Annotated in this window: 26 protein-coding genes; 11 read left to right on the top strand and 15 right to left on the bottom strand. The window is 35.1% G+C overall.

Annotated elements, in window-relative coordinates; all coding sequences use genetic code 11:
• Positions 1-55: 55 nt before the first annotated feature.
• The 6 genes from LV842_RS11950 to LV842_RS11925 form a co-directional block, all read right to left on the bottom strand.
• Positions 56-805 carry a succinate dehydrogenase/fumarate reductase iron-sulfur subunit gene (locus LV842_RS11950; protein ID WP_233111688.1) on the bottom strand — a complete coding sequence of 250 codons (750 nt, stop codon included), beginning with the start codon at positions 803-805 and terminating at the stop codon, positions 56-58.
• 14 nt (positions 806-819) lie between these two features.
• Positions 820-2,736 carry a fumarate reductase/succinate dehydrogenase flavoprotein subunit gene (locus tag LV842_RS11945; protein WP_233111687.1) on the bottom strand — a complete coding sequence of 639 codons (1,917 nt, stop codon included), beginning with the start codon at positions 2,734-2,736 and terminating at the stop codon, positions 820-822.
• An 11-nt stretch (positions 2,737-2,747) separates the two neighbouring features.
• Positions 2,748-3,404: a succinate dehydrogenase cytochrome b subunit gene (locus LV842_RS11940; RefSeq protein WP_233111686.1), complete on the bottom strand. Its 657-nt coding sequence runs from the start codon at positions 3,402-3,404 to the stop codon at positions 2,748-2,750.
• A 105-nt stretch (positions 3,405-3,509) separates the two neighbouring features.
• Positions 3,510-4,940 (bottom strand): anion permease, encoded by a 1,431-nt coding sequence (locus tag LV842_RS11935; protein WP_233111685.1) that lies wholly within the window; start codon positions 4,938-4,940, stop codon positions 3,510-3,512.
• Between the two features lie 19 nt (positions 4,941-4,959).
• Positions 4,960-6,114 carry a porin gene (locus tag LV842_RS11930; protein ID WP_233111684.1) on the bottom strand — a complete coding sequence of 385 codons (1,155 nt, stop codon included), beginning with the start codon at positions 6,112-6,114 and terminating at the stop codon, positions 4,960-4,962.
• Between the two features lie 29 nt (positions 6,115-6,143).
• A complete protein-coding gene (locus LV842_RS11925) occupies positions 6,144-7,193 on the bottom strand; it encodes a linear amide C-N hydrolase (protein WP_233111683.1) in 1,050 nt (349 codons plus the stop codon).
• 395 nt (positions 7,194-7,588) lie between these two features.
• On the opposite strand from LV842_RS11925, the gene LV842_RS11920 reads away from it, so the two are divergent.
• Both LV842_RS11920 and LV842_RS11915 read left to right on the top strand, forming a co-directional pair.
• Positions 7,589-8,515, top strand: a complete 927-nt coding sequence (locus tag LV842_RS11920) for a malate dehydrogenase (RefSeq protein WP_233111682.1) — start codon at positions 7,589-7,591, stop codon at positions 8,513-8,515.
• 210 nt (positions 8,516-8,725) lie between these two features.
• A complete protein-coding gene (locus tag LV842_RS11915) occupies positions 8,726-9,601 on the top strand; it encodes a helix-turn-helix domain-containing protein (RefSeq protein ID WP_233111681.1) in 876 nt (291 codons plus the stop codon).
• A gap of 75 nt (positions 9,602-9,676) precedes the next feature.
• Here the strand turns inward: LV842_RS11915 and LV842_RS11910 are convergent, their stop codons facing one another.
• Together LV842_RS11910 and LV842_RS11905 are read right to left on the bottom strand one after the other, a co-directional pair.
• Positions 9,677-10,222, bottom strand: a complete 546-nt coding sequence (locus LV842_RS11910) for a GNAT family N-acetyltransferase (RefSeq protein ID WP_233111680.1) — start codon at positions 10,220-10,222, stop codon at positions 9,677-9,679.
• Positions 10,213-10,548, bottom strand: a complete 336-nt coding sequence (locus LV842_RS11905; RefSeq protein WP_233111679.1) for a hypothetical protein — start codon at positions 10,546-10,548, stop codon at positions 10,213-10,215. The genes LV842_RS11910 and LV842_RS11905 overlap by 10 nt, the downstream gene beginning before the upstream one ends.
• Positions 10,549-10,665: 117 nt before the next feature.
• On the opposite strand from LV842_RS11905, the gene pafA reads away from it, so the two are divergent.
• Positions 10,666-12,312, top strand: coding sequence for an alkaline phosphatase PafA (gene pafA / locus LV842_RS11900; protein WP_233111678.1), 1,647 nt, complete (start codon positions 10,666-10,668; stop codon positions 12,310-12,312).
• A gap of 59 nt (positions 12,313-12,371) precedes the next feature.
• Here pafA and LV842_RS11895 read toward each other — a convergent pair whose 3' ends face one another.
• Entirely contained in the window at positions 12,372-13,505 is a 1,134-nt protein-coding gene (locus LV842_RS11895) for a tetratricopeptide repeat protein (RefSeq protein WP_233111677.1), read from the bottom strand.
• Positions 13,502-15,154, bottom strand: a complete 1,653-nt coding sequence (locus LV842_RS11890) for a helix-turn-helix domain-containing protein (RefSeq protein WP_233111676.1) — start codon at positions 15,152-15,154, stop codon at positions 13,502-13,504. Before LV842_RS11890 ends, LV842_RS11895 begins: the two co-directional genes overlap by 4 nt.
• 150 nt (positions 15,155-15,304) lie before the next feature.
• Here LV842_RS11890 and LV842_RS11885 point away from each other — a divergent pair, with 150 nt between their 5' ends.
• Entirely contained in the window at positions 15,305-16,618 is a 1,314-nt protein-coding gene (locus LV842_RS11885; protein ID WP_233111675.1) for a T9SS type A sorting domain-containing protein, read from the top strand.
• Positions 16,619-16,705: 87 nt separating this feature from the next.
• Here the strand turns inward: LV842_RS11885 and LV842_RS11880 are convergent, their stop codons facing one another.
• From LV842_RS11880 to LV842_RS11860, 5 genes are all read right to left on the bottom strand, one after another.
• On the bottom strand, positions 16,706-17,017 hold the full coding sequence (locus LV842_RS11880; protein WP_233111674.1) for a barstar family protein: 312 nt from the start codon (positions 17,015-17,017) through the stop codon (positions 16,706-16,708).
• A gap of 17 nt (positions 17,018-17,034) precedes the next feature.
• Entirely contained in the window at positions 17,035-17,535 is a 501-nt protein-coding gene (locus tag LV842_RS11875) for a ribonuclease domain-containing protein (protein WP_233111673.1), read from the bottom strand.
• Between the two features lie 84 nt (positions 17,536-17,619).
• Complete coding sequence (nadE, locus tag LV842_RS11870) at positions 17,620-18,414, bottom strand: NAD(+) synthase (protein ID WP_233111672.1); 795 nt, start codon at positions 18,412-18,414, stop codon at positions 17,620-17,622.
• Positions 18,415-18,425: 11 nt separating this feature from the next.
• Entirely contained in the window at positions 18,426-18,959 is a 534-nt protein-coding gene (locus LV842_RS11865) for a GNAT family N-acetyltransferase (protein ID WP_233111671.1), read from the bottom strand.
• Positions 18,956-19,483, bottom strand: coding sequence for a GNAT family N-acetyltransferase (locus LV842_RS11860; protein ID WP_233111670.1), 528 nt, complete (start codon positions 19,481-19,483; stop codon positions 18,956-18,958). The genes LV842_RS11865 and LV842_RS11860 overlap by 4 nt, the downstream gene beginning before the upstream one ends.
• A 120-nt stretch (positions 19,484-19,603) precedes the next feature.
• Between LV842_RS11860 and gldB the strand changes: the two genes are divergently transcribed.
• The 7 genes from gldB (at position 19,604) to LV842_RS11825 (ending at position 24,138) form a co-directional block, all read left to right on the top strand.
• The gene (gldB, locus tag LV842_RS11855; protein ID WP_233111669.1) at positions 19,604-20,581 is read left to right on the top strand and encodes a gliding motility lipoprotein GldB; all 978 of its coding nucleotides are present in this window, start codon (positions 19,604-19,606) and stop codon (positions 20,579-20,581) included.
• 30 nt (positions 20,582-20,611) lie between these two features.
• On the top strand, positions 20,612-20,938 hold the full coding sequence (gldC, locus tag LV842_RS11850; RefSeq protein ID WP_233111668.1) for a gliding motility protein GldC: 327 nt from the start codon (positions 20,612-20,614) through the stop codon (positions 20,936-20,938).
• A gap of 3 nt (positions 20,939-20,941) precedes the next feature.
• The gene (locus LV842_RS11845) at positions 20,942-22,165 is read left to right on the top strand and encodes a cystathionine gamma-synthase (protein ID WP_262909418.1); all 1,224 of its coding nucleotides are present in this window, start codon (positions 20,942-20,944) and stop codon (positions 22,163-22,165) included.
• 79 nt (positions 22,166-22,244) lie between these two features.
• Entirely contained in the window at positions 22,245-22,724 is a 480-nt protein-coding gene (locus LV842_RS11840; protein WP_233111667.1) for a nuclear transport factor 2 family protein, read from the top strand.
• Between the two features lie 6 nt (positions 22,725-22,730).
• Entirely contained in the window at positions 22,731-23,180 is a 450-nt protein-coding gene (locus tag LV842_RS11835) for a GNAT family N-acetyltransferase (protein ID WP_233111666.1), read from the top strand.
• 62 nt (positions 23,181-23,242) lie between these two features.
• Positions 23,243-23,746 carry a DinB family protein gene (locus LV842_RS11830; protein ID WP_233111665.1) on the top strand — a complete coding sequence of 168 codons (504 nt, stop codon included), beginning with the start codon at positions 23,243-23,245 and terminating at the stop codon, positions 23,744-23,746.
• An 83-nt stretch (positions 23,747-23,829) separates the two neighbouring features.
• Positions 23,830-24,138, top strand: coding sequence for a GIY-YIG nuclease family protein (locus tag LV842_RS11825; protein ID WP_233111664.1), 309 nt, complete (start codon positions 23,830-23,832; stop codon positions 24,136-24,138).
• Position 24,139: the final 1 nt, after the last annotated feature.

Here is a 24,139-nt window from a genome sequence, read left to right as displayed (position 1 = left end):
TACAATTCAGTTTTTTATGGAACCCTCTGGAAATACAGAGGGTTTTTTATTGAGATTATTTCTTCCTGAAAAACAAAGATCTGCTATATTCATAATTCATTCTTGCGATATTCAACACAGAAATTTCTTGTGGGCATTCAACTTCACAGGCTTCAGTATTGGAGCAATGGCCAAAATGTTCAGAATCCATTTGGTTGACCATATTGAGAACCCTTTCGCTTCGTTCTTCTTTTCCTTGTGGAAGCAAAACCATATGAGAAATTTTTGCTGAGGTAAATAAAGCTGCACTTCCGTTTTTACAGGTTGCAACACACGCTCCACAACCAATACACGCTGCTGAATCAAAAGCTTCTTCAGCAGTTTGATGAGTAACGGCAATAGCTGTCGCATCAGGAGCTTGCCCTGTATTTACAGAAACAAAACCACCCGAAGAAATAATTCTGTCAAAAGCAGAACGGTCAACTTTTAAATCTTTTTTCACAGGAAAAGCCAACGCTCTGAAAGGTTCAATGACAATGGTTTCTCCATCCTTGAAAGAACGCAGATGAAGCTGACAGGTTGTGGTGTGTTCTAAAGGTCCGTGAGCCAATCCGTTAATCATCACTCCGCATTGCCCGCAAATTCCTTCACGACAATCGTGGTCAAATTCTATGGGTTCATCTCCTTCAACAATCAATTTTTCGTTTAAGGTATCCAGCATTTCAAGGAAAGACATATGAGGATTTAAAGCGGTCAAATCATAATTCACCAGTTTTCCTTCACTTTGATGATCTTTCTGTCTCCATATTTTAAGGTGTAAATCCATAATTTTTGTGTTTCTTATTTGTAACTTCTCACAGTTGGCTGTATTTCTTCAAAAATCAAAGGCTCTTTGATAAGTTCAGGTTCTTTATTTTCACCTGTCCAGTTCCATGCGGAAATGAACTGAAATTCAGTATCATTTCTTAGTGCTTCTCCGTCTGGAGTTTGAAATTCTTCCCGGAAATGCGCTCCGCAAGATTCATTTCTGGTTAAAGCATCATAACACATCAGCTCACCGATTTCAAAATAATCGGCAACTCTACCAGCTTTTTCAAGTTCGGTATTCATGGTATTGCCTTGTCCTGAAACTTTAACGTCTTTATAAAATTCCTGTTTCAGTTTCCTGATTTCTTTAATGGCGTACTTCAAACCTTCTTCATTTCGGGCTAAACCACAATAATCATACAGCAGTTTCCCTAAGGTTTTATGGAAATAATCAACTGTTTTTGTTCCATTAATACTGATAAAACTTTCAATTTGTTGTTGTACGTGACTTTCTGCTTTTTCAAATTCAGGGTTTTCTGTCGAAATTTTTCCAGTGTGAATTTCTTGGGATAAATAATTGGCAATCGTGTAGGGTGCAATAAAATATCCATCAACAGAAGCTTGGAGTAAAGAATTTGCTCCCAGTCGATTGGCGCCGTGATCGGCAAAATTAGCTTCTCCCAAAGCGAATAATCCGGGAATTGTGGTCATTAATTCATAATCTACCCAAAGTCCGCCCATCGAAAAGTGTGCAGAAGGGGAAATCATCATTGGCTCTTTATACGCATCATATCCTGTGATTTTAAGATACATGTCAAATAAATTTCCATATTTCTCCTGAATTTTTTCTTTTCCTTGTTCTTGAATAGCTTTGGAAAAATCAAGATATACTGCATTTTTCAACGGTCCAATTCCAAAACCGGCATCTATTCTTTCTTTTGCAGCTCTTGAAGAAATGTCTCTCGGAGCTAAATTTCCAAAAGCGGGATATCGTCTTTCCAAATAATAATCTCTTTCATCTTCGGGGATATCATTAGGCTTTCTGGACTCATTTTCTTTTAATGGAACCCAAATTCTGCCGTCATTTCTCAAAGATTCCGACATCAACGTTAATTTTGACTGATAATCTCCGGATTGTGGAAGTGACGTCGGGTGCACCTGAATCCAGCTTGGGGAAGCCATCAATGCTCCTTTTTTATGTGCTCTCCAAATCGCCGAACCATTGCAACCCATTGCTAGAGTCGATAAATAATAGATTTTTCCGTAGCCTCCCGTTGCTAAAACAACAGCGTGAGCAGAATGTCTTTCAATTTCTCCGGTGTCCAAATTTCTAACGATAATTCCTCTTGCTTTTCCTTCTATGACAACCAGATCCAGCATTTCATGTCTTGAAAATAACTGAACGCTTTTCTTTCCAACCTGTCGCATCAAAGCCTGATAAGCTCCCAGAAGTAATTGTTGTCCGGTTTGTCCTCTCGCATAAAAAGTACGGCTCACCTGAACACCGCCAAAAGAACGGTTATTGAGATAGCCTCCATATTCTCTGCCAAAAGGAACACCTTGTGCAACGGCTTGATCGATGAGGTTCAAAGAACATTCTGCCATTCGATAAACATTGGCTTCACGCGCTCTGAAATCTCCACCTTTCAACGTATCTACAAACATTCGGTAAACACTGTCGCCATCATTTTTATAATTTTTGGCCGCATTTACTCCGCCTTGAGCTGCTACGGAATGTGCTCTTCTGGGGCTGTCCTGAAAACAGAAGGATTTCACATTATAACCCATTTCGCCCAAAGATGCGGCAATAGAACTTCCTGCTAATCCCGTTCCAACAACGATTACGTCTAGTTTTTTTCGATTGGCCGGATTAACGAGCTTGGCAGTTTTTTTATAATTTTCCCATTTTTTATCTAAGGGCCCTTCCGGTATTTTTGAATTTAAAATCATGACTTTTCAATTTAACGGTAAGTGAAGAATACATAAATCGGCATTAAAGCAAATCCAATACTGATGATGACTGAATAAGCGATTCCAACAGTTTTAAACGATTTCACAAATTTCGGGTGGGAGAGTCCTAAAGTTCTGACGGCACTGTGAATTCCGTGAATTAAATGGTAGCACAAAGCAATCATGGAGATGACGTAAATTAAGACATACCACCATTCTTTAAAGACGGTTACGACCAAAATGTACAAGTCTTTATTTCCATTTTCATCCAATGGAGGATTCCCGAATTTGTAGATATACCAGAAATTCTGAAAGTGAATGACAAGAAAAATTAAAATCAGTGTTCCTAAAATTCCCATATTTCTGGAGTACCATTTGCTGGCACTTCCACGTTGGTCTGATTGATAATTTCCGCCTGATTTTTTATTGTTTATTGTAATGATTAATCCATTCAATGCATGAAGGATAATACTTGCATACAAAACATAGGAAACAATTTTAATGACAATATTTCCTGACAGAAAATGAGAATAGGCGTTAAATTGAAGATGTGCCTGTTCCTGAGGTAAAAAAAGCTGAAGATTTCCCAAGAAATGAATCAACAGAAAGAAGCTCAGGAAAAGTCCTGTAAGACACATCAGCATTTTTCTTGATAATGTAGACAGCATATTTTTTTATTTTTGATTAATAGTTTGAAGATGGAAGATGGATGTTGGAAGTTTCTGAGACGTAATATTAAAAACTTCCAGCTTTGAGCTTCCATCTTCCCACTTTTAATAATATCCTAAAATTTTCATCCAAAGTCCACCGACTCCCATGTAGATAATCAACAGTACAATTCCTATTTCAAGACCTCGAAGCCACCATGCTTTCAGGTCAACATATCCGCTTCCAAAGAAAACCGGAGCCGGACCGTGGCCGTAATGGGTCAAAACACCGTAAATTGAACCCATGAATCCAAGCATCATCGCTAATAACATCGGAGGAATTCCTACGGCAACACCAACTCCTAATAAAGCGGCGTACATGGCTGCAACATGAGCTGTTGCACTTGCAAAAATATAATGACTGAAGAAATACACCAGAACAATTACAGGGAAGGCAACCGTCCAGGTCATACCACCGATTTTTTGTTTAATCAGATCACTGAACCAGCCAATGAATCCCAGTTCATTCAATGAACTTGCCATCATCACCAGAACGGCAAACCAGACAATGGTGTCCCAAGCTCCTTTTTCGGATTTTACATCTTCCCAAGTTAAGACTGAAGTTAAAAGAAGTAATGTTAAACCAATGAAAGCTGTTGTAGTCGCATCAATGGATAAAGCACCACCGAAAATCCAAAGTGCCAGTAAAATGAAGAATGCCAATAACATTAACCATTCGTTTTTAGAAATAGGACCCATTTCTTTCAACTTTTGAGCTGCCATTTTAGGAGCATCGCCGGTTTTCTTTAATTCAGGCGGATATAATTTATACAAAACTAAAGGTACTACGAAGAAAGCTACTAAGCCCGGAACAAAACCTGCGGCTGCCCAAGACATCCAGGTAATATTAATTCCTAAATTGGCTGCAAATTTCTGACACATCGGGTTACTCGCAGTCCCTGTTAAAAACATGGAAGATGCGATGAGGTTCATATAATAACTGTTTAATGTTAAAAATGAACCTAATTTTCTATGGGTTTCAGGTTTTTCAGGAACAGAATCAAAGCTTATTGCCATTGATTTCATAATGGGATAAATAATTCCACCTCCTCTTGCTGTGTTGCTCGGAATAGCAGGAGCTAAGCACATATCTGCCAATCCTAATCCGTAAGCCAATCCTAAAGAGCTTTTTCCAAAAACCCGGATAAATAAAAATGCAATACGATTTCCTAATCCAGTTTTAATAAATCCACGAGCAATAAAAAACGAAATACCAATCAACCAGATAACCTTATCTCCAAATCCTGAAAGTGCTTTTGTAATAGATTTTCCGGCATCTCCAGGAGCGACAACTTGTGTAAGTGCTGTAAAACCGATGGCCATCATACACATGGTTCCCATTGGAGCAGCCTTTAAAATAATTCCTAAAATAGTGGCTGCAAAAATGGCAAATAAATGCCAAGCGTTTTCTGTAACGCCTTTCGGAGCCGGAATAAACCATATGATAAGAGCAATGGCAAATGTGATTGCGACAGCTTTGATATTAATTTCTTTCATAATAGTTAGTTTTTAAAGATTAAAATCTACTTTGTACCTGAACAATGAATAGATTATTGTTGTATTGTGTGGTATTCTCTCTCTGATATTTGTAACGGTCGAACTGCATTCCGAGTTGGATTCTTGCACCATAATTTTTCAAAAACTCTAAACCGAACATTGGCGTAATGGTTTGTCTGGGATTTGAATTTAATCTGAAATTAGTATCCAGGTATTCGTAACGGCAAGATAATTCGAAAGCGCTCAGATTTCTGTGATTGATTTCATATCTTACATTTGGGAGGAAATAGGCACCACGAATTAAGTATTGATCAGGATTTTCAGGTCTGAGTTCCGGAGCAACGGCAAAATACAGCGGATGGTTGGTTGCTTGTTTTGCTTCGAGTTGCATATCCAGACTCCATTTCGGATCAAATTGAATAAGTGAGCTTAGATCTATACCGACCGCATATATTTTTTTGCTGAAAACTTCTCCGACACCGCCATTTAAGCCCAGATTTAAATTGTGTTTTTTATCCAGACCAAACACCAGTCTGGTTGAATACTGTTTCCCGTCGTCATTATCGTTCACCTGATTTTTACCATTCCCGTTTACAAGAGAAAAAGCATATTGAAAGGGAATTTCACCCAACTTTAATTGTCCTGTTGCAGAAAGTCCGATCTGGAAACTTGTCCAGCCTAATTTTCCGAATTCTGTATATTGGTTTGACCAGTCCAACGATTTAATAATATCAATAGGGTAGGTTTCTTCAATCCCGAACCAAGGTCTGAATTGCCCCACAGTAAGGGCTAATTTCGGATTGAAAGTATATTTTAAATAAGCATTTTCAAGAACTCTGCCTTTCGGATCATTTTTAAAATCTGCCAAATTAGCCAGTGCAACCACTTCAGTACGTTTGCTTATCTGTGCACGAACCTGAACCCTCATGTATTTTACCATGAAATTATTGCTGACTCCGGTTTCATCGGTGTGATGAAGTCCATTTACATCAACATCTTTCGACATTCCGACAAGATAGCGGGCCTGAAAAAGACCTTTGATCTGCAGAACGGGATATTTTACATTGTCTTCCTTTGATTCGGTTTGTATGGAATCCGGGATCTGTGCGATTGCTGTAGAACAAACTAGCATAAAGCAAAGCAACAGACTCTTTTTAATTGAGAAAAAAGCCATATTGTTTGTGTTTGATAGAAATATTGTTATTAGTTTAATCCTAAAAATTTGAAGGGAGTAGATTCTTTAAAATTTGAATTTGCTTTTCCGTTGTAGGTTTGAAAATTACTTAAATCAAGTTTCATTATTTTTCCTTTTGCACTTAAATCAAATTCTTTAAGGTCTACCCAAAATGTATTGGGTGTAAAAACAGTTTCGAAATAATACACCAGATTTTTCTGGTCGGAAACGGAGCGCCATCTTGTGGAAGAAATATTAGGTTCTGTTTCTGAAGAGATTCCATAAGGTACCGAACAGTTTCTGATGACACTGAAAACACTTGCAACAGCCGTTCTCGGATCCGAAGTTTTAGGAATGGCATTGATATAATATGATGCTCTCACAAAACGATCTGCAGCGCGGTTGGTTCCCGGAAGCATTACCGTTCCCGGAATTCCTTTCCAGTAGTTGTTTAAAGCGAGTTGTTCGTCAAAAACCGGAGAATTGGTCATTACGTTATACTCAGGAGAGTGGTGAATAATGAGTTTTCCATTGATGTATTCAAAAACAGCATTATCTCCGGAAGCATCGGAAAGGGAAAGATGAACTGTTGTAAATCTTTCAGTTCCCGGAATATAATCGCTTACGATAACGAATTTTTCTTTTTTTGCCTGTTCTACTGCTTCTTTCACTGTGGCGAAATTATCTAAGAAGTATTGTGCCCATAATGAAATGGCAATTCCTTTTTTTCTGCCTTTAGGATCGAATTTCGGATATTGTGATTCTCCGAGCCAGAGAAGATTGGCAACCAGACCTTTTTCGTTCATACCATCGGAAGAGGCAATATCCCATGAAGTACTGACTACACTTCCATATTTTGAGGTCCATTTTTCAGAAAGAGATCCGACTTCTCCTGTTCTGTCGATTCCTTTAGGGAGAATCCATAAATTGGCAGGAATCTCATCACGCCAATCCATAGATCGGGCAGTAATGATGGTGTTTTCAGGACCTTTGTAAACCACTCTTGTACAGGCTTCGGAAGGATTCCATAATCCTATAGAAAGAATGAAAGAAAAGAAAAGTAAGGGAAATTTTTTCATATTGATAAATTTTTAGTCAGCAGAATTATGTTGAGTTTCTAAAAGAAATATTCAATGAAATTTTAATTGATTTCAATATTTGGTGATATAAATTTAATGAAATTTTATTGAATTAACATTTTTTTTCTAAAATTTAATATGAAATACATGTTAAAAATCATAATCCTGTTGTTGGGATAAACTGTTGTTAATTTTTACCAAGATGAAAAAAAACTATACGAATTAGTAGAGGATTACAGCGGAAATAAGCAGAGTTTTTTATTGATAATCAATTAATTGTTAAAAATTCAATTATAGTTCCTGAAAAATTGCTCAATTTTTCAGGAATTATTAAATTTGGGAGTTAAAATTTTTGACAAAACTTTATACAATAAATTTTAAAAAAAGTATACATTATGAAAGTAACTGTAGTAGGAGCAGGCGCTGTAGGGGCAAGCTGTGCAGAATACATCGCTATGAAAAACTTCTGTTCAGAGGTAGTTTTAGTAGACATTAAAGAAGGATTTGCTGAAGGTAAAGCAATGGATTTGATGCAAACAGCATCGTTGAACGGATTTGATACAAAAATTACCGGAACAACAGGAGATTACAGTAAAACTGCAGGTTCTCATGTAGCTGTTATCACTTCAGGGATTCCAAGAAAACCTGGAATGACGAGAGAAGAATTGATCGGAATCAACGCAGGAATTGTAAAAGAAGTTACTGAAAACTTGGTAAAACATTCTCCAAACGTAATTATTATTGTGGTTTCTAACCCAATGGATACAATGGCTTATCTGGTACACAAAACTTCTGGTCTTCCTAAAAACAGAATTATCGGAATGGGAGGTGCTTTAGATTCTGCAAGATTTAAGTACAGATTGGCTGAAGCATTAGAAAGTCCAATTTCTGATGTAGACGGAATGGTAATTGCAGCTCACAGTGATACAGGTATGCTTCCTCTATTGAGCAAAGCAACTAGAAATGGTGTTCCTGTAACAGAATTTTTAGATGAAGAACAACAAAAATATGTAATCGAAGAAACTAAAGTAGGAGGAGCAACTCTTACAAAATTATTAGGAACTTCTGCTTGGTATGCTCCAGGTGCGGCAGTTTCTGTAATGGTTCAGGCAATTGCATGTGATCAAAAGAAAATGATTCCTTGTTCTCTAATGCTTGAAGGAGAATACGGACAAAATGATATCTGCTTAGGTGTTCCTGCAATTATTGGAGCAAATGGTGTGGAAAAAATTGTAAACATTACCCTTACTGCAGAAGAGCAATTGAAGTTTGCTGAAGCGGCTCAGGCTGTAAGAGAAGTAAATGGTGATTTAAAGTTTTAATTTACAACACTATATAAATAAAAACCGCGCCCGAAGGGCGCGGTTTTTTATGAAACAGATTTTAAATAACGTTTATAATGAATAACGTTATCTATTAGCGGAAATTTAAAGAATCTTTAGATTAATTTTAAAAAATAGGGGTAGGAAAGAAAAAAGTTGAGATTTAGGTATTTTTTACTAATTTAATCGCCGATTAGTTTTAGAGGGAAAATGACGTATACAATTACAGATAGATTGAAAAAAACAGGATTCAGTATGAATCCGCTAAGCTATGTTATTGAAAGAAATCAGGGCAAAAAAGACTTTAATACCTTAGAGTATTTTAATGTTTGGTTTGTGTTTGATGATTTGGAAATGATCGTAGAAGGTCACAGCTATGATGTAAAAGGAATCAGTACTGTTTTTATCGGTCCACATAAAAGTATAAGTTTTAAGGATTGTGAAGGAAAAGAAGCGTATGTATTTTCCTTTTCGTCGATCTTTTATGAACAATCTTCCACAGATTCTGTGTTCCTAAATTCTGCTCTGTTTTTTCATTATGGGAGCGAAATTTTTATTTCTCCATATACTGGTGACGTTCCTAAAGAGATTATGAGGTATTTTCTGGTAAACCGATTGTTGGATTTTCAGAAAAAAGATGAAAGACTTTTCGTTTCCGCTGCTCATAATACTCTTGAAACAATAATACTTGATGCATTATTGGCAATCAATAATGAAGAGATTGAAAAGGATGAAAAACTTGAATACGTATCTTATGTTAACAGGTTTAGGGTAATGCTTCAAAGGGATTTCAAAACGGAGAAAAAAGTTTCTTATTATGCAAGTGCTCTTCACATTTCTACAAGAAAGCTTACGAGCATGACCGAATTTATTGCCGGAAAATCGGCAAAGGAAATCATTATTGATAAGTTGGTGAATGAGTTTGAAAAATCTGTAAAATATACAACGCTTACGATCTCTGAAATTTCCTATCAGTTAGGATTTTCGGATGAGGCCAACTTTACCAATTTTATCAAAAAACATACAGGAAAAAAACCTACAGAATTCAGAAGTCTTGTAAGTTGTGTCTTTCCGTTTTCGATTTAATTTTTTAACGTTTTTAAAATTCGTTCAAATTCCAGTTTTCAAAAATGTCTTTGTTTTTATGAAAAGATGATGTTTTTAAACCAACACATCAAAACTCATAAATAAAGCCGTTTCTGTGGAATCATTATACAATTTTGTATTAATTCCGGTGATGGAGAACCCTGCATTTTGATAGAACTGTATTGCTGGATAATTAGTATTTTGTGTTTCAAGCTCAACGAGTCTGCATTGCAGTTCTCTTGCTTTTCGGTTGACATTTTTAATGAATAACTTTCCGATGTTTTGCCTGCGGAATTTCTCACAGATCAATATGTTTTCAATAAAAAGACTATTATTCCATGTTCTGAAATCACAGATCATCCAACCGATTAATTCATCATTTTCAAAAGCTCCGAAGGAATTCTCCTGATTAATAATTTCATTAAGATGATCAATATCTTCATCATTGGTTTCCCATACTTTTTTATAATATTGAGTTTTCTCTCTTAAACTGAATTCAAAAGAACTTCCCATTTTAATAGTGGAAACACTAAAAACCTTATCGGTTTCATAACCATTCAATCCCCAGTTTAGAGTAGGATTGGAAGTGAGCTTTTCTAGTTTTTTGATTTCTATTTCCATTGAAAATTTGAAGTTTTCGATCCGAAAATATTTCCTTTAGTGGCATAAAGAACAATCTGTATAAATATCAAAATTAAAATGATAATTGATCTGGTAACAGCGCTTTCAGAACGTCGATCCATGTTGGCGTTTATCTGATTTATTTTACTTACTGCAAATTGTTTTAATTCATTAATATCTGTAAAGCTGTTTATTTTAGAAATTTCAGAATTACTTTCTGCATGATTAAGAGTAGCCATGATATTAATAAGATCCGCATTACTGAAAAACAGCCATCCAAACAAAATTATAGAAACAAAAAGAAGAAAAGGTCTAATAATTTTCATTACTGAAGTTTATTTTGATTGGAAAATTTGAATTTGGAATGTCTTCAAATTTAATCAAAATTTCACACACCAAAATTTTTAAAACCCGTAAATTTGTTCTCAATAAAATTTTACTGAATGCTTAGGAAAATTTCGATTGCGGCGGTTACTTTGTTATCCGTTTTTACAATCAATGCGCAGAAGAACAAAAATTCACAATTAGAAAGACCGAAATTGGTAGTCGGTTTGGTAGTAGATCAGATGAGGTGGGATTACCTGTATCGTTTTTACAATAAATATGGTAACGAAGGTTTCAAAAGGTTGTTAGGAACGGGATATTCTTTAAATAATGTTCATATTCCTTATGTTCCTACCGTTACCGCGTTAGGTCATACTTGTATTTATACGGGATCGGTTCCGGCTATTCACGGGATTGCAGGGAATGACTGGACTGATAAGGAAACAGGTCAAAATGTATATTGTACAACTGACGAGAGTGTAACACCGGTAGGAACAACCAATGCAAAAATTGGTAGTCACTCTCCGAAAAACCTTTGGTCTACAACAGTTACGGACGAATTGAGATTGGCAACTAATTTTCAGGGAAAAGTAATCGGGGTTTCATTGAAAGACAGAGCTTCGATCTTACCGGCTGGTCACAATCCAAACGGGGCTTTTTGGTTTGATGATTCTTCAGGAAATTTCATTACAAGTTCTTGGTATATGAATGATTTGCCACAATGGGTGAAATCTTTCAATTCTCAGAATTTACCGGATCAATTGGTAGCAAACGGTTGGAATACATTACTTCCAATCAATCAATATACAGAAAGTTCACCGGATAATTCTTCTTGGGAAGGATTGTTGGGAAGTGCAAAAACGCCTACTTTTCCTTACAGTAATTTAGCGGCTGATTATAAAACTAAGAAAGATAATATCCGTTATACACCTTTCGGAAATACATTGACTTTGAAGTTGGCGGAAGCTTCTGTAGAGGGAGAAAAATTAGGAGGTGATAATATTACCGACTTTTTGGCGATCAATTTAGCGTCAACAGATTATGCTGGTCATAAATTTGGTCCGAATTCTATTGAGGTAGAAGATGTTTATTTAAGATTGGATCAGGATTTGGCTCAGTTTTTTAATTATTTAGATTCAAAAGTAGGAAAAGGACAATATACGGTTTTCCTTTCTGCAGATCATGGAGGAGCACATTCTGTAGGATTTTTGCAGGAGCATAAAATTACAACAGGTTTCTTCGGTGAAGGAATGGAAAAGAATATCAATGAGAAATTAAAAGAGAAATTCGGAGTTGATAAACTGATTAATGCTGTTGATAATTATCAAATTTATTTTGATAGAAAACTCATGAAAGATAATAAACTTGAACTGGATGATGTAAGAGACTTTGCAATCAAGGAATTAGAAAAAGATCCTACCGTTTTGTATGCGGTTTCTGTAACAGAAGTTCAGGAAGCAACTATCCCTGAACCTATAAAGCAAAGAATTATTAATGGGATTAACAGACAAAGAAGCGGTGATATTCAGTTGATTTCTCATGATTCTATGTTGCCTCCTTATTCAAAAACAGGAACTACACACAGTGTCTGGAACTCTTATGATTCACATATTCCGTTAATCTTTATGGGTTGGGGAATTCAGCATGGAGAAAGCAATAAGCCTTATTTTATGACGGATATTGCGCCTACAGTTTCTTCTTTATTGAAAATCCAGTTTCCTAGCGGAAATGTAGGAAATCCGATTACCGAAGCTATTGGCAAATAATCTGATGATAAAGAAATAATAAAAAAACATTCCGATCGGAATGTTTTTTTATTTATAGACTATGAAGCTCGTATAATATGCTGTATATTTTTTTGATGCCTATCATTTAGTTTTTTCATCTTTAAAATCAAGTACAAAAGAAGGGTAATCATCATTCCTCCTACAATAGTCGCAATGATCATTAGATTACTATAATAAGATTTAATCTCTTTACTTTTGACAGAGGTCTCTTTGTTATGATTATCAATGACCTGATTAATGGAAATTAGTTCGTTTTCCTTTCTTTTGAAGCGCATTTCAAAATATTTTTTATTATAGAGCTGATAGAGATCTTGCCTCCTCAAAGCCAGGTAATTGTCTGCCATTTCTTTATAGATGCCTTCATTAAGAACAATATCACCGGTGTTTTTACTAAGGTTTTCGGCTTTTTGTAAAAGATTGATGGCGGTCTGATGTTCCCGTTTTTGTTTGTACATTTCTGCCATTCCCTTTAAAGCAAAGGCTTCAAGGCTTTTCGCATGATTTTTCTGTGCATAGTTTATCGATTGTAAAAAGGCCTGTTGTGCTTTATCTATTTGGTTCAGGTTCAGATAGCAATAACCAATGTTATAATACACTACACTCACATTTGAGTAGGTCGTTTTTTGCAAAGGGACTTTTTCAAAATTTTGCAGAGAAGTAAGAAATTTTTCAAGAGCAATTTCTGAATTCGATTGGCTCTTATAAATCATCCCTCGTATAGCATAACTTCTGGCAGTTTCTATGTATTTCTCAGGTGAATTTTCGGGAATTTTCGCCAAATATAGATCAGCTTCGTTAAGCGTTTCCAAGCTTTTGCTAAAAAGTTCCATTTGTTGATACTGTATGGCAACAGATATTAATACACTAAGCTGATTTTTTGGGTCGCTTGTTTTTTGTGAAAGTTCTTTAGCTTTTAAAATATATTTCAAAGACTCATCAAAGTTTCTTTTGGCAATATTTGCTGTAGAAAGCAACATATAAATTTTGATAGACGTATCGATGTTGTTGTCTTTTTTTAACAAATTTTTTCCAATCTGGATGGCATTGTCAGGATTGTCATAGATTTCAGCATGGGCTTTTTTCATCAGAGAATCATCCGGTATTCTCTGAGCATTTATAGAAACATAAAAGCTTAAAAGTAAGAATGAAAGTGTTTTTAAAATAAATTTCATAAAGTTTTACTTTTACTGATTTCCTGGATATACGTATTCGGAGACATTCCCGTAACAGACTTGAACACGGTTGTAAATGTACTGTGGGATGAAAACCCTGAATGTTCTGCAAGATAACTTACTTTATAATTAAGAAATACAGGATCTGTTCTCAATAAATGAGCAATGTGGTTAATTCTTAATTCATTGATGTAGCCGTTGAAATTCTTTTCTTTATGAGTATTAATGACTTCAGAGAGGTATTTGGTATTCACTTCCATTTGGGAAGAAAGCAGGGAGAGAGACATGCTTTTATTCAAAAACCGGTCTGATTCTTCAAATTCTTCGAGTTTTTGGAGGATTTCCTCTTCTTTTTCCTTTGATATTTTGCTAGCATCTTTTTCAGAATTCTTTTCGATAGCAGGTGTTTCTTTTATGATAGGTAAGGAAGATATTATTTTCTGTTCACGTTTACTCTGTTTTTCGAAGAAATCAAATTGCTTTTTTAAGTCTTTGTTCTTGGTTTTGATAATTAAAAAATAAATGAGTAAGGCAAGGACTATGAAAGTCAGGATTAATATTAAAATTCCTAAAGATTGTGTATAACTCTGCTTTTGAAACTCAATGCTTTTATTTTGGTTGGTTTCTGCAAGCTTGACAATATATCGTATCCCTTCTTTGGTGTTAGAATCTTCTTTTGTTTTTAATTCGTTGTAAAGTTTATTGTATTGGTGGTATTTAGCATCATCATGAAGTGCAAAATAGTTTCGTGATAGCGATTCGTAAATTTTAATTTTTAAACTGCTGAATGGAATATTCTCAATCTGTAAAAGTGCCATTTCCGATTGGGAAACCGATGTTTTGTAATCTTGTTTAAGAAAATAATATCTGGACAAGGTTTCATAGGCAAGGCTCAATAAAAAAGGATGGTCTTTATGTTTTTCAAGATGATTAATGATACTGTCAGTAAGTTTTTTAGACTCATTTAATTTATTTTGTCTCAGTAAATAAGACGATCGAAAAATCTTATTCTCAATTCCTGTGATAATATTTTCTTCATTACTACTATTTGTATACTGGTCGCTTTTCGTGAGATATTGTAAAGCTGATGGATAGTCTCTGTTGATTCCAAAGTTTAGAGCTTGAAGCTGATACACTTTAGCCACTGTTATTCTCAGTTTGGGATCATTACTTTTTAGGAAGTTTTGATCTGACAGAAGATGAGCAATAATTTTTTTTGACTGATCGTATAAATCCAGATTTTGATATTGTTCAGCAAGATTATAGTTTCCAAAAGCCTGCATAAAATAGGAAAGATTGTTCTGTTGAAAATCTTCCTGCTGGGTAGAAATACTTACAGATTGTACATAATCACCCTTCATAGCATAAGCTTGTGAAATGATGTTTTGTAACACGAGCTTATGCTCTATATTTTGATCACTTAGAAGAAGACTTTGAGAATAACTGATGCAGTCGTCCGGATTTTGATACAGTTTTTGAAATGCTTTATCTGCTAAAATACTAAAGTCAGGACCAGACTGTCCGTTTGTAAAAATGGAATAAAAAATGAAAATTAGCAGTAGAATATTCTTATTATTTCTCAGCATTTTTTCGAAGCGGTTACCTGTTTTTATGTTTTTATGAATAATCTGTCTGAAAATTACTTTCAATTCGAGTTTTGTTTATGTATTTGAATATTAAGTTTTTAAAATTTTAATTCTTTTGAATTTCACGAATTGTAAAAGACAAATTCTTTTAATTGGGTAAATATAATATTAATATTGCTTCCACCAAGTTTAAAATATTAAATACATCAGCGTATGAAAAAAATTTACAATCTTTCAATTAAAGTATTGGCGGGTTACTGCATACTGAATGTTGGAATTACAAAGGCACAGCTTACAGTGATGGGAGTTGGAAATTATACGGTAGGAGCCGTTTCAGATAACGGAGTCGTAAGTATGCATACAAGTGCAGGTGGAATTTATAAATGGAGTGCGGCTACTGGACTTGTACAGATAGGAGCACTTACAAACGGATATCCTGCTGCAGGAAGAACGTTGGTTTCTAATGACGGAACCAAGATTGCATCTTCAACAACGAATGCTGCAACAGGTTTTAATGAGATCTCAACCTATGATGCAGGTGCGTCTACATGGGCAACTAAAGGAGGGCTTGTTCCTACAGGTTGGGATGGTAGTGTAAGTTCTGCTTGGGGAATGTCATCCAACGGAAATGTCATTGTTGGGTTAGGCTGGCTTACTGCGGCGAATGCACACGCTGTGAAATGGGATGCCGTGAATGGAGTAGTAGATTTGGGAAGTATAGTTTCAGGGCGAAGTTCAAGAGCGAATGCTGTGAATGCAGATGGAACCGTGATCGTAGGATGGCAAGATGAACCAACAGGAACAAGAAGTGGTGCAAGATGGGTAAACGGAGTAGAAAATTTTATTACAGATAGTAGCGGAAATAATCTGGGTGAAGCCGGAGCTGTTTCTGCTGATGGAAATACAGTAATAGGGGCAGCAATGCCCAATCCTTATGTTTGGAATACAACAGCTGGAGTTACTTATATAACACATCCAAATTCCTCGGTCTTCTTCAGGGGTGGTGCAACAGGAATATCTGCCAATGGAACAACTGTAGTAGGGTATTTCAGGGCATTTTCAGCACCTCCAATGTCTGGAGAAGGCTTTATTTGGACTGCTGCAAGTGGACGTGTTAATTTGAATGATTACGCAGTAGCATTAGGGATTGCAACAAATGGAGTAACAATGGCGTTGCCTTTAGCAATTTCTCAGGATGGGAAAAAAATTGCAGGAGTGGGGACAAATGCAACCGGACAAATAGTAGGATTTTATTTAGATCTTACCCAATATTTATCGGTGAGAGATACTACAAAAGATAATAGTGATATAGAAATTTATCCGAATCCGGTAATGAATATCCTTTACTTTAAAGGAACTGAAAAAATTGATAAGGCTGAAATTTATAATATGGTCGGGCAGAAAGTGAAATCATTCAACTCGGTAGATCGTGAGATCGACGTATCGTCTTTATTAAGTGGAAATTATATACTGCAATATTCTGTTAAGGGGGGAAAACAACAGAATTATAAATTCATAAAGCAGTAATAAAAAATTAGACAGATTCACTTGATGTCTTAGACCAAAAAACTCACAGAGCAATCTGTGAGTTTTGTTATTGTAGGAGGTTGGCAATTACTCTTCGTTGGTTTCGACTTCATCTTCATCATCCTCATATTGTTCCAAATAATAGGTGAAAGAGAATCCTTCCGTTTCATCTTCTGCATCTTCTAAAGTTGTCAGCATATCTTCAAAAAGTTCTAACTGATCTATGCTCATATTCACAAATTCCAGATGAAGAGGCATTTCCAGTTCTCCTGAAATAACGTCAGCAAGAGCATCAAGATTTTCCCCAAAATGTTCTGGAAGTGTGATTTTTTCTTTTAATTGAGCGTAGAAGTCTTCATAATCTCCTATATCTGTAAAATCTATATATATTGTTTTCATATTTCTTTTAATTTTTATTACTGTTTTTCAAAGCTTTTATAATGGTTTTTCGTCAAATAAACATCTCCGTTTTTAGTAAAAATAATACGGTCTGAATTTCTGTTTCCGCAGTTATAGTTTACATCGGCTTCAAAATATTTTTGTCCTTTAGGTAATTTTCCTTCTCTGTTTCCAAAGTGATCGCCACCAATGGCTTTTCCGGGCAAAACATCACAAAGGTTTCCTTTTGAAGGATCCCATCCTAATTTTTTGGCTTCGTTTTTTGTAATATAATACTCTGGAAGCTCATGATTTTGTTTTACATAAGAAATGACCTTAGTTTCTTCAGTAATAGAATAAATTTCACTGCTGTTTTGAGACGTATTTCCCTGTTTTGCCTGAAAGTTGCTTTGGTTTTTCGCTTCCTCTTGCTGAGTTGGATTTTTATCCGCAATAAAATTATTGTAAACATACATTACAGACATCCCGAAAAGGAGGCCGAGACAGATGAAAAAAAGAGATCTTATTTTACCATTCATAATTTAAAGATTTAAAAATACAGTAATTATCAATTTACCACTGTTATTGTTACACTGTTAAATTGATACGTTGTTACATTAACTTTAGTCTTCTCTCCATTCTTCAGGAATATCACAGATAGGAATAGGAACCATTTTATGTTTCGCAGCTTTATGCATTCTGTCGAAAATCATAAACACTTCCTTGTCGCGCCCTTCATAATCTTCAACGGTTTTAGTTCCGTATTCTTTCTGAATTTTTTCCAATTCAGGATAAGTGGCTCCGATTTGGTCTTCGTCGGTTCTTTCTGCATCCCAAAGTCCGTCTGTAGGAATTGCATTTTGAATACTTTCGATGAGGTTTAAATCTTTCGCTAATGCGTATACTTCAGTTTTATAAAGATCAGCAATAGGAGAAACATCTACACCGCCGTCACCGTATTTTGTATAAAAACCAATTCCGAAATCCTCTACCTTATTTCCTGTTCCACAAACCAAAAGTCCGTGAAGCTGTCCGAAATAATATAAAGTCACCATTCTGAAACGGGATCTTGTATTGGCCAAAGACAGGTTGTTGCTCCATCTTCCTTCCACATGATTTTCTACGCTGTCTTCAAATGTTTCAAAAACAGGAGTCAGATCAATTCTTTTTCCTTGAACATTTGGGAATCTTTTCTTTAGATCTGCAATATGATCCTGCGCTCGGTTTACCTGGTCTTCTTTTTGTCGGATAGGCATTTCTAAAAGCAAAACTTCAAGTCCTGTCATGGCACATAAGGTAGAAACCACACCGGAATCTACTCCTCCAGAAACTCCGATTACATATCCTTTTACATTAGCTTTCGTTGCATAATCTTTCAACCAGTTGACAAGATGATGTATTACTTTTTGTGTCTGCATTGTGTATATTTTTAGTTTATTCCGAACTCTTTAGGGTATTTTACAGTTCCTTTTTTATTTTTTAATGAATTTTCTATTAGTTCTATGGCCATCCCATTTTCTTCAGGAATTTCAAACGGAAAAGAAATCCCAAAATTAGTGGTTTTTTGATATCCAAACATAGGATAATATTTTTCGTGTCCAATTAAGATGACCGATTCATATCCGAGCTCTTTAGCAATAAAATGACCGAATGTAATTAATTGACCTCCGATTCCTTGATTTTGAAACTCAGGTTTTACGGAAACAGGAGCTAAGGCTAACGATTCAAACGTTTCAGAATCATTAATAATTTTAAGTTTTGTAAATAAAATGTGACCTACAATTTCTCCGTTCTCATTTTCTGCAACGAGAGATAATTCCGGAATAAAAGCCTCAGATTTTCTTAATCTTTCAACTAAAAACTGTTCCTGATGATCACTATATTCTATATTTTTGAAAGCTTCTTCGATCAATTGAAAAACACTTTGATGATCTTTTTCTTCTTCTTGTCTTATCGTAATCATAGAGAATAGTTTTCACTTTTTATTTCGTACCAGAGACAAACTCCGTCAGGTTCTGTGAATTCACTTGTATTTTCAAACCCCAGTTTTTTCAAAATATGATTTGAACCTGTATTTTCAGAATGAGCATGAGCATAAATAGTATCGGTTTTCAAGGTATGAAAACCATAATCCAAAGAAGCTTTTGCAGCTTCATACGCATATCCTTTTCCCCATTTCTCAGGTAAAAAACGGTAACCTAAGTCATATACACCTTTATATCCATTGATTTCTTCTGTCAGTAGTTTCAGACCGCTCCAGCCAATCAATAATCCCGTTTCTTTTTCAATCACAGCCAATCTTCCGATACCATTGTCAACATATTGCTGCTGAATCATTTTAATCACTTTTTTAGACTCATGAGGTTCAGAAAGAGGAGCGACTCCAATATATTTCATCACTTCAGGGTTGGAGTCCAGAAGAAACAGACGTTCAAAATCTGTTTCTTCAAATTTTCTCATTAAAAGACGTTGGGTTTCCAGTACCATTTTTTGTGTTTTGAATTTTTCAATCAAGAATACATTTTTTAGGATAATAAAACCGAATAATTTAAATATAGAATTATGTTTAAATCCTTATTTTTGTAAACTTAAATTCATGTAAAAATAATGAAGATTTTCCGAATTGCTATACTTTCTTCCATTTTAGTTTTGAGCTTACATTCATGTAAAAAAGAACAGGAATCACAATGGAAGGTAGAAATTGAGAAACCTGCAGAAAAAGTACAGGTCGTAGATATTTCTAAAATGTTTTATGATAAAAATGTTCCGTTGGATCAGTTTAAAACCAGTTTTCCATGGTTTCAGGGAACTGTGCCTGATGAAGACTTTTCAAAAAGAAGAACTGATGCCAACGAAATTAAAATTTATAATGAAGCGATACATAAGATAGATGTACAAAAGCTACAGACTGAGCTTCAGGAATTATTTTCACATATAAAATACTATTATCCAAAATTTAAGAGTCCGAAAGTGTATTTGTTTTCATCTGCACTACAAATGGCTCAGGATCCTATCATTTATGATGAGAAAACCGGATTTTTATTTATAGATATCACCGGATTTATGGGGGATGGAAATGCGAACTATAAAGGATTGGAAATGTACTTCCAGAAATCTATGAACCCGGCTAATATTGTTCCGAAAGTTTCACTGATTTTTGCTGAGAATATTGTAACAGGTTCCACTGAACAAAAGTTTGTAGATCAGTTGATCCTTAATGGAAAGATCATGACGCTTCAGGATGCTTTTTTACCCAATTTTCCGGACTATCTGAAAATGAATTATACAGCCAAACAATATGATTGGGCGGTTTCTAATGAAGCCAACATCTGGAACTATTTTGTAGAGAATAATTTGATATTCGGTGATGATCCCAGATTGGTGGAACGTTTTATTTCTCCGGGACCTTTCTCTAAGTTTTATACCGAAATCGATAATGAATCTTCTCCTCAGATCGGGATCTTTACAGGATGGCAGATTTGTAAATCGTATGTAAAGCAAAATCCGGAAACAAAATTATTGGATTTCTTAAAACTGGATGCGCAAACAATCTTCAATAAATCAGGTTATAAGCCTAAAAATTAATTAAAAAAAGAATTAGAAAAAATAGAAAGAATGAGAAAGACTCAGATTACGATAGATGTAGAATTGGATGAAAACCACATCCCGGAAACAATGACTTGGAATGCACAGGATGGAGGAGTTGATAAGGAAGAAACAAAAGCAGTGATGATTTCGGTTTGGGACGAAAAAGCAATGGAAGCTTTAAGAATCGATCTTTGGACAAAAGAAATGCCGGTTGACCAAATGAAAATGTTCATGCACCAGATTTTAGTTTCTCTGGGAAATACCTATCAAAGAGCAACAGGAGAAGAAGATGTAGCACAATGGATAGAGCAAATGGCAGAGGAGTTTGCGATTAAGTCTGCAATAAAAATGTAAAAAATGCAGGAAGATGGAAGTCAGATGTTAGAAGTTTATCAAGACATCCAGCTTCCATCATCCAGCTTCAACCAAAAATATAAAGCAATGAATTTTAATACAAAAGTTATACACGGAGGACAACACCACGAATCTGCAACAGGTTCTGTGAATGTTCCTGTATTTTTAACGTCTACATTCGCACAAAAAAGTCCGGGAGTACATTCCGGTTACGAATATTCAAGAGCGGCAAACCCTACAAGACAGGCTTTGGAAGACTCTTTGGCAAGCATTGAAAACGGAGCGAGAGGATTAGCTTTCGGTTCTGGTCTTGCTGCAATCGACTGTGTTTTAAAATTATTAAATCCTGGTGATGAGGTAATTGCAGTTGATGATTTATATGGAGGAACCTACAGAATGTTCACCAGACTTTTTGAAAAATATCAGTTGAAATTTACGTTCGTGAATTTTGATGATGTTTCTAAAATTGCTGACGTTATTACCGATAAAACTAAATTAATCTGGGTTGAAACACCAACAAATCCATTGATGAAATTGGTTGATATTAAGGCAGTTGTGGAAATTGCAAAAGGAAAAGATATCCTTGTTGCAGTTGATAATACTTTTGCGACGCCATATCTTCAAAGACCAATTGATTTGGGAGCTGATATTGTGATGCATTCTGCTACTAAATATTTAGGAGGTCACTCTGATGTAATTGCGGGAGCTTTGATCGCAAAAGATGCTGAATTGGGAGAAAAACTTCATTTTATTCAGTTTGCAAGCGGTGGAATTTTAGGACCTCACGATTCTTATCTGGTATTGAGAGGAATTAAAACGTTGGCTTTAAGAGTTCAGAGACATTCAGAAAACGGAATGGCTGTAGCGAAATATCTTGAATCTCATCCTGCCGTTGCTCAAGTAATTTATCCGGGATTGGAATCTCACCCACAATATGAATTGGCAAAATCTCAGATGAAAGATTTCGGAGGAATGGTTTCTTTCACTTTCAAATCCGGGCAAAAAGAAGATGCTATTAAGTTTTTAGAAAAAGTAAAAGTTTTCACTTTGGCAGAATCTTTAGGTGGAGTAGAATCTTTGGCAAATCACCCAGCTTTGATGACTCATGCTTCTATCCCTGCTGAAAAACGTGCAGAATTAGGAATTACTGATGATCTGGTTCGTTTGAGCGTTGGAATTGAAGATGCGGAAGATCTAATCGCAGATTTGGAAAGAGCTTTTTCTTAATAGATTTTACCACAAGAGTTACAAAAGGAATTAATTAAATCTTTTGTAAATTTTGTGGTAATTAAAAATAAAAAACATCATGAGAAAGATTCATATTGTATTGCTATTAATTTTAAGTCAGATTGTATATTCTCAGGTAAAAAATACCGACGAATTGTATAAAACGGCAAAAAAATTAGACAGTCTCATATTCGATATCGGATTTAATACATGTGATCTTTCTCATTATGATTCCATCGTGAGTGATGATCTTGAATTTTACCACGACAAAGGTGGAATTACTTCCGGAAAAGCAGCTTTCATCGCTTCGATTAAAAAAAATATTTGTGGGGGACCCAATAAGGTAAAACGAGAACTGGTTCCCAACAGTATGAAAATATACCCTTTGTACAACAATACTAATTTGTATGCTTTTATTGAAGAAGGTGAACATGATTTTGCAGAATTTTATAAAGGAAAATGGAACAAAGGAAGCCGCGCTAAATTTACTATTCTTTGGATTTTAGATGGTAAAGACTGGAAAATGAAACGTGTACTGAGCTACGACCATCACTTATAATGAACTATGAAAAATACACGAAAAGCAACAATTCAGGATCTAAAGCAATTGTCTGAATTATTCGATCAGTATAGGATTTTTTACCATAAAGATTCTGATATTCCTGCCGCAGAAAATTTTTTGAAAGAGAGAATTGAAAGCAAAGATTCCGAAATTTTTGTAGCTGAAAGTGAGGGGGAATTGGTTGGTTTTGTTCAATTATATCCATTGTTTTCTTCAACAAGAATGAAGCGCTATTGGCTGTTGAATGATTTGTACGTCAATGAAAACCATCGTGGAAAAGGCTTTTCAAAAGAATTAATTGACAAAGCTAAAGAAATGGCAAAATCTACCGATGCTTGTGGAATTCTCCTTGAAACAGGAAAATCAAATGATATCGGAAACAAATTATACCCATCTTGCGGTTTCGAAATTTACGATGAAGTGAATTTTTATGAATGGACCAATAATTCATAATGAATCTTCAGTGGCAATTTTAAAATATTACTCATTACCAATTACTTATTACTCATATTGATATGACAGATTTTCAAAAATACGTTCAGAGATATTTAGATCAAATTCCATCCGAAGATTGGCTGGGAGAATTAAAAAAATCGGGAGAAAAAACCGTTGAAATTTATTCAAATCTTACAGAAGAGCAATCACTTTTTGCTTACGCAGAAGGAAAATGGACGTTGAAAGAGCTGCTTTTGCATCTGTCGGATACAGAAAGAGTTTTCCAATACAGAATTTTAGCTTTTGCAAGAGGCGATAAAAATGAATTACCGGGCTTTGATGAAGAATTGTATGCCAAACAATCTTTTGCTCATGCAAGAAGTTTAGATTCTTTATTAGAAGAATATCAATCTGTAAGACAATCTTCACAAATCTTATTGGAGACATTAGATCCGTCGGTTTTAAATAACATCGGAACAGCCAACGGAAACCAGATTTCTGTAGAAACCATCGGTAAACTGATTATCGGTCACAATGAGCATCATTTGAACATTATTGAGGAAAGATATTTGCCGAATTTGTAAAGTTTAGTAATTTTATTGTTATTGCGAGGAGCGAAAGCGACGAAGCAATCTTTAATATTATCTATATTTAAAACTTATCACAAATGAAACCCGGTTTTGTATACATTATGACCAATAAAAACAATAGTGTTCTGTATACTGGTGTTACATCAAATTTACCTAAAAGAGTTCAACAACATAAGCAAAAAGTTTATGAATTAAGTTTTACTTCAAAATATAATCTTAATAAACTAGTTTATTGGGAAGCTTTTCAGGAAATTGGCGATGCAATTTTTAGAGAAAAACAGATTAAAGCTGGTTCCCGACAGAAAAAAATAAATTTAATAAACTTATTTAATCCGGAATGGAGAGATTTAGCAGAGGATATACATAATATCATGAATCCTTTTTGAG

Source organism: Chryseobacterium gwangjuense (assembly GCF_021311115.1).
In the GTDB taxonomy this organism is placed as follows: domain Bacteria; phylum Bacteroidota; class Bacteroidia; order Flavobacteriales; family Weeksellaceae; genus Chryseobacterium; species Chryseobacterium gwangjuense.
This window is presented reverse-complemented; position numbering and strand designations above follow the sequence as displayed.

Bases quoted from the DNA above. Each gene is read 5' to 3' on its own strand.
- LV842_RS11840 (WP_233111667.1), top strand. From the start codon at position 22,245: ATGAGAAAGATTCATATTGTATTGCTATTAATTTTAAGTCAGATTGTA.
- LV842_RS11885 (WP_233111675.1), top strand. From the start codon at position 15,305: ATGAAAAAAATTTACAATCTTTCAATTAAAGTATTGGCGGGTTACTGC.
- LV842_RS11880 (WP_233111674.1), bottom strand. From the start codon at position 17,017: ATGAAAACAATATATATAGATTTTACAGATATAGGAGATTATGAAGAC.
- LV842_RS11835 (WP_233111666.1), top strand. From the start codon at position 22,731: ATGAAAAATACACGAAAAGCAACAATTCAGGATCTAAAGCAATTGTCT.
- LV842_RS11905 (WP_233111679.1), bottom strand. From the start codon at position 10,548: ATGAAAATTATTAGACCTTTTCTTCTTTTTGTTTCTATAATTTTGTTT.
- LV842_RS11925 (WP_233111683.1), bottom strand. From the start codon at position 7,193: ATGAAAAAATTTCCCTTACTTTTCTTTTCTTTCATTCTTTCTATAGGA.
- LV842_RS11915 (WP_233111681.1), top strand. From the start codon at position 8,726: ATGACGTATACAATTACAGATAGATTGAAAAAAACAGGATTCAGTATG.
- nadE (WP_233111672.1), bottom strand. From the start codon at position 18,414: ATGCAGACACAAAAAGTAATACATCATCTTGTCAACTGGTTGAAAGAT.
- LV842_RS11895 (WP_233111677.1), bottom strand. From the start codon at position 13,505: ATGAAATTTATTTTAAAAACACTTTCATTCTTACTTTTAAGCTTTTAT.
- LV842_RS11825 (WP_233111664.1), top strand. From the start codon at position 23,830: ATGAAACCCGGTTTTGTATACATTATGACCAATAAAAACAATAGTGTT.
- pafA (WP_233111678.1), top strand. From the start codon at position 10,666: ATGCTTAGGAAAATTTCGATTGCGGCGGTTACTTTGTTATCCGTTTTT.
- LV842_RS11945 (WP_233111687.1), bottom strand. From the start codon at position 2,736: ATGATTTTAAATTCAAAAATACCGGAAGGGCCCTTAGATAAAAAATGG.
- LV842_RS11950 (WP_233111688.1), bottom strand. From the start codon at position 805: ATGGATTTACACCTTAAAATATGGAGACAGAAAGATCATCAAAGTGAA.
- LV842_RS11930 (WP_233111684.1), bottom strand. From the start codon at position 6,114: ATGGCTTTTTTCTCAATTAAAAAGAGTCTGTTGCTTTGCTTTATGCTA.
- LV842_RS11865 (WP_233111671.1), bottom strand. From the start codon at position 18,959: ATGATTACGATAAGACAAGAAGAAGAAAAAGATCATCAAAGTGTTTTT.
- LV842_RS11845 (WP_262909418.1), top strand. From the start codon at position 20,942: ATGCAGGAAGATGGAAGTCAGATGTTAGAAGTTTATCAAGACATCCAG.
- gldB (WP_233111669.1), top strand. From the start codon at position 19,604: ATGAAGATTTTCCGAATTGCTATACTTTCTTCCATTTTAGTTTTGAGC.
- LV842_RS11860 (WP_233111670.1), bottom strand. From the start codon at position 19,483: ATGGTACTGGAAACCCAACGTCTTTTAATGAGAAAATTTGAAGAAACA.
- LV842_RS11935 (WP_233111685.1), bottom strand. From the start codon at position 4,940: ATGAAAGAAATTAATATCAAAGCTGTCGCAATCACATTTGCCATTGCT.
- LV842_RS11830 (WP_233111665.1), top strand. From the start codon at position 23,243: ATGACAGATTTTCAAAAATACGTTCAGAGATATTTAGATCAAATTCCA.
- LV842_RS11940 (WP_233111686.1), bottom strand. From the start codon at position 3,404: ATGCTGTCTACATTATCAAGAAAAATGCTGATGTGTCTTACAGGACTT.
- gldC (WP_233111668.1), top strand. From the start codon at position 20,612: ATGAGAAAGACTCAGATTACGATAGATGTAGAATTGGATGAAAACCAC.
- LV842_RS11910 (WP_233111680.1), bottom strand. From the start codon at position 10,222: ATGGAAATAGAAATCAAAAAACTAGAAAAGCTCACTTCCAATCCTACT.
- LV842_RS11875 (WP_233111673.1), bottom strand. From the start codon at position 17,535: ATGAATGGTAAAATAAGATCTCTTTTTTTCATCTGTCTCGGCCTCCTT.
- LV842_RS11920 (WP_233111682.1), top strand. From the start codon at position 7,589: ATGAAAGTAACTGTAGTAGGAGCAGGCGCTGTAGGGGCAAGCTGTGCA.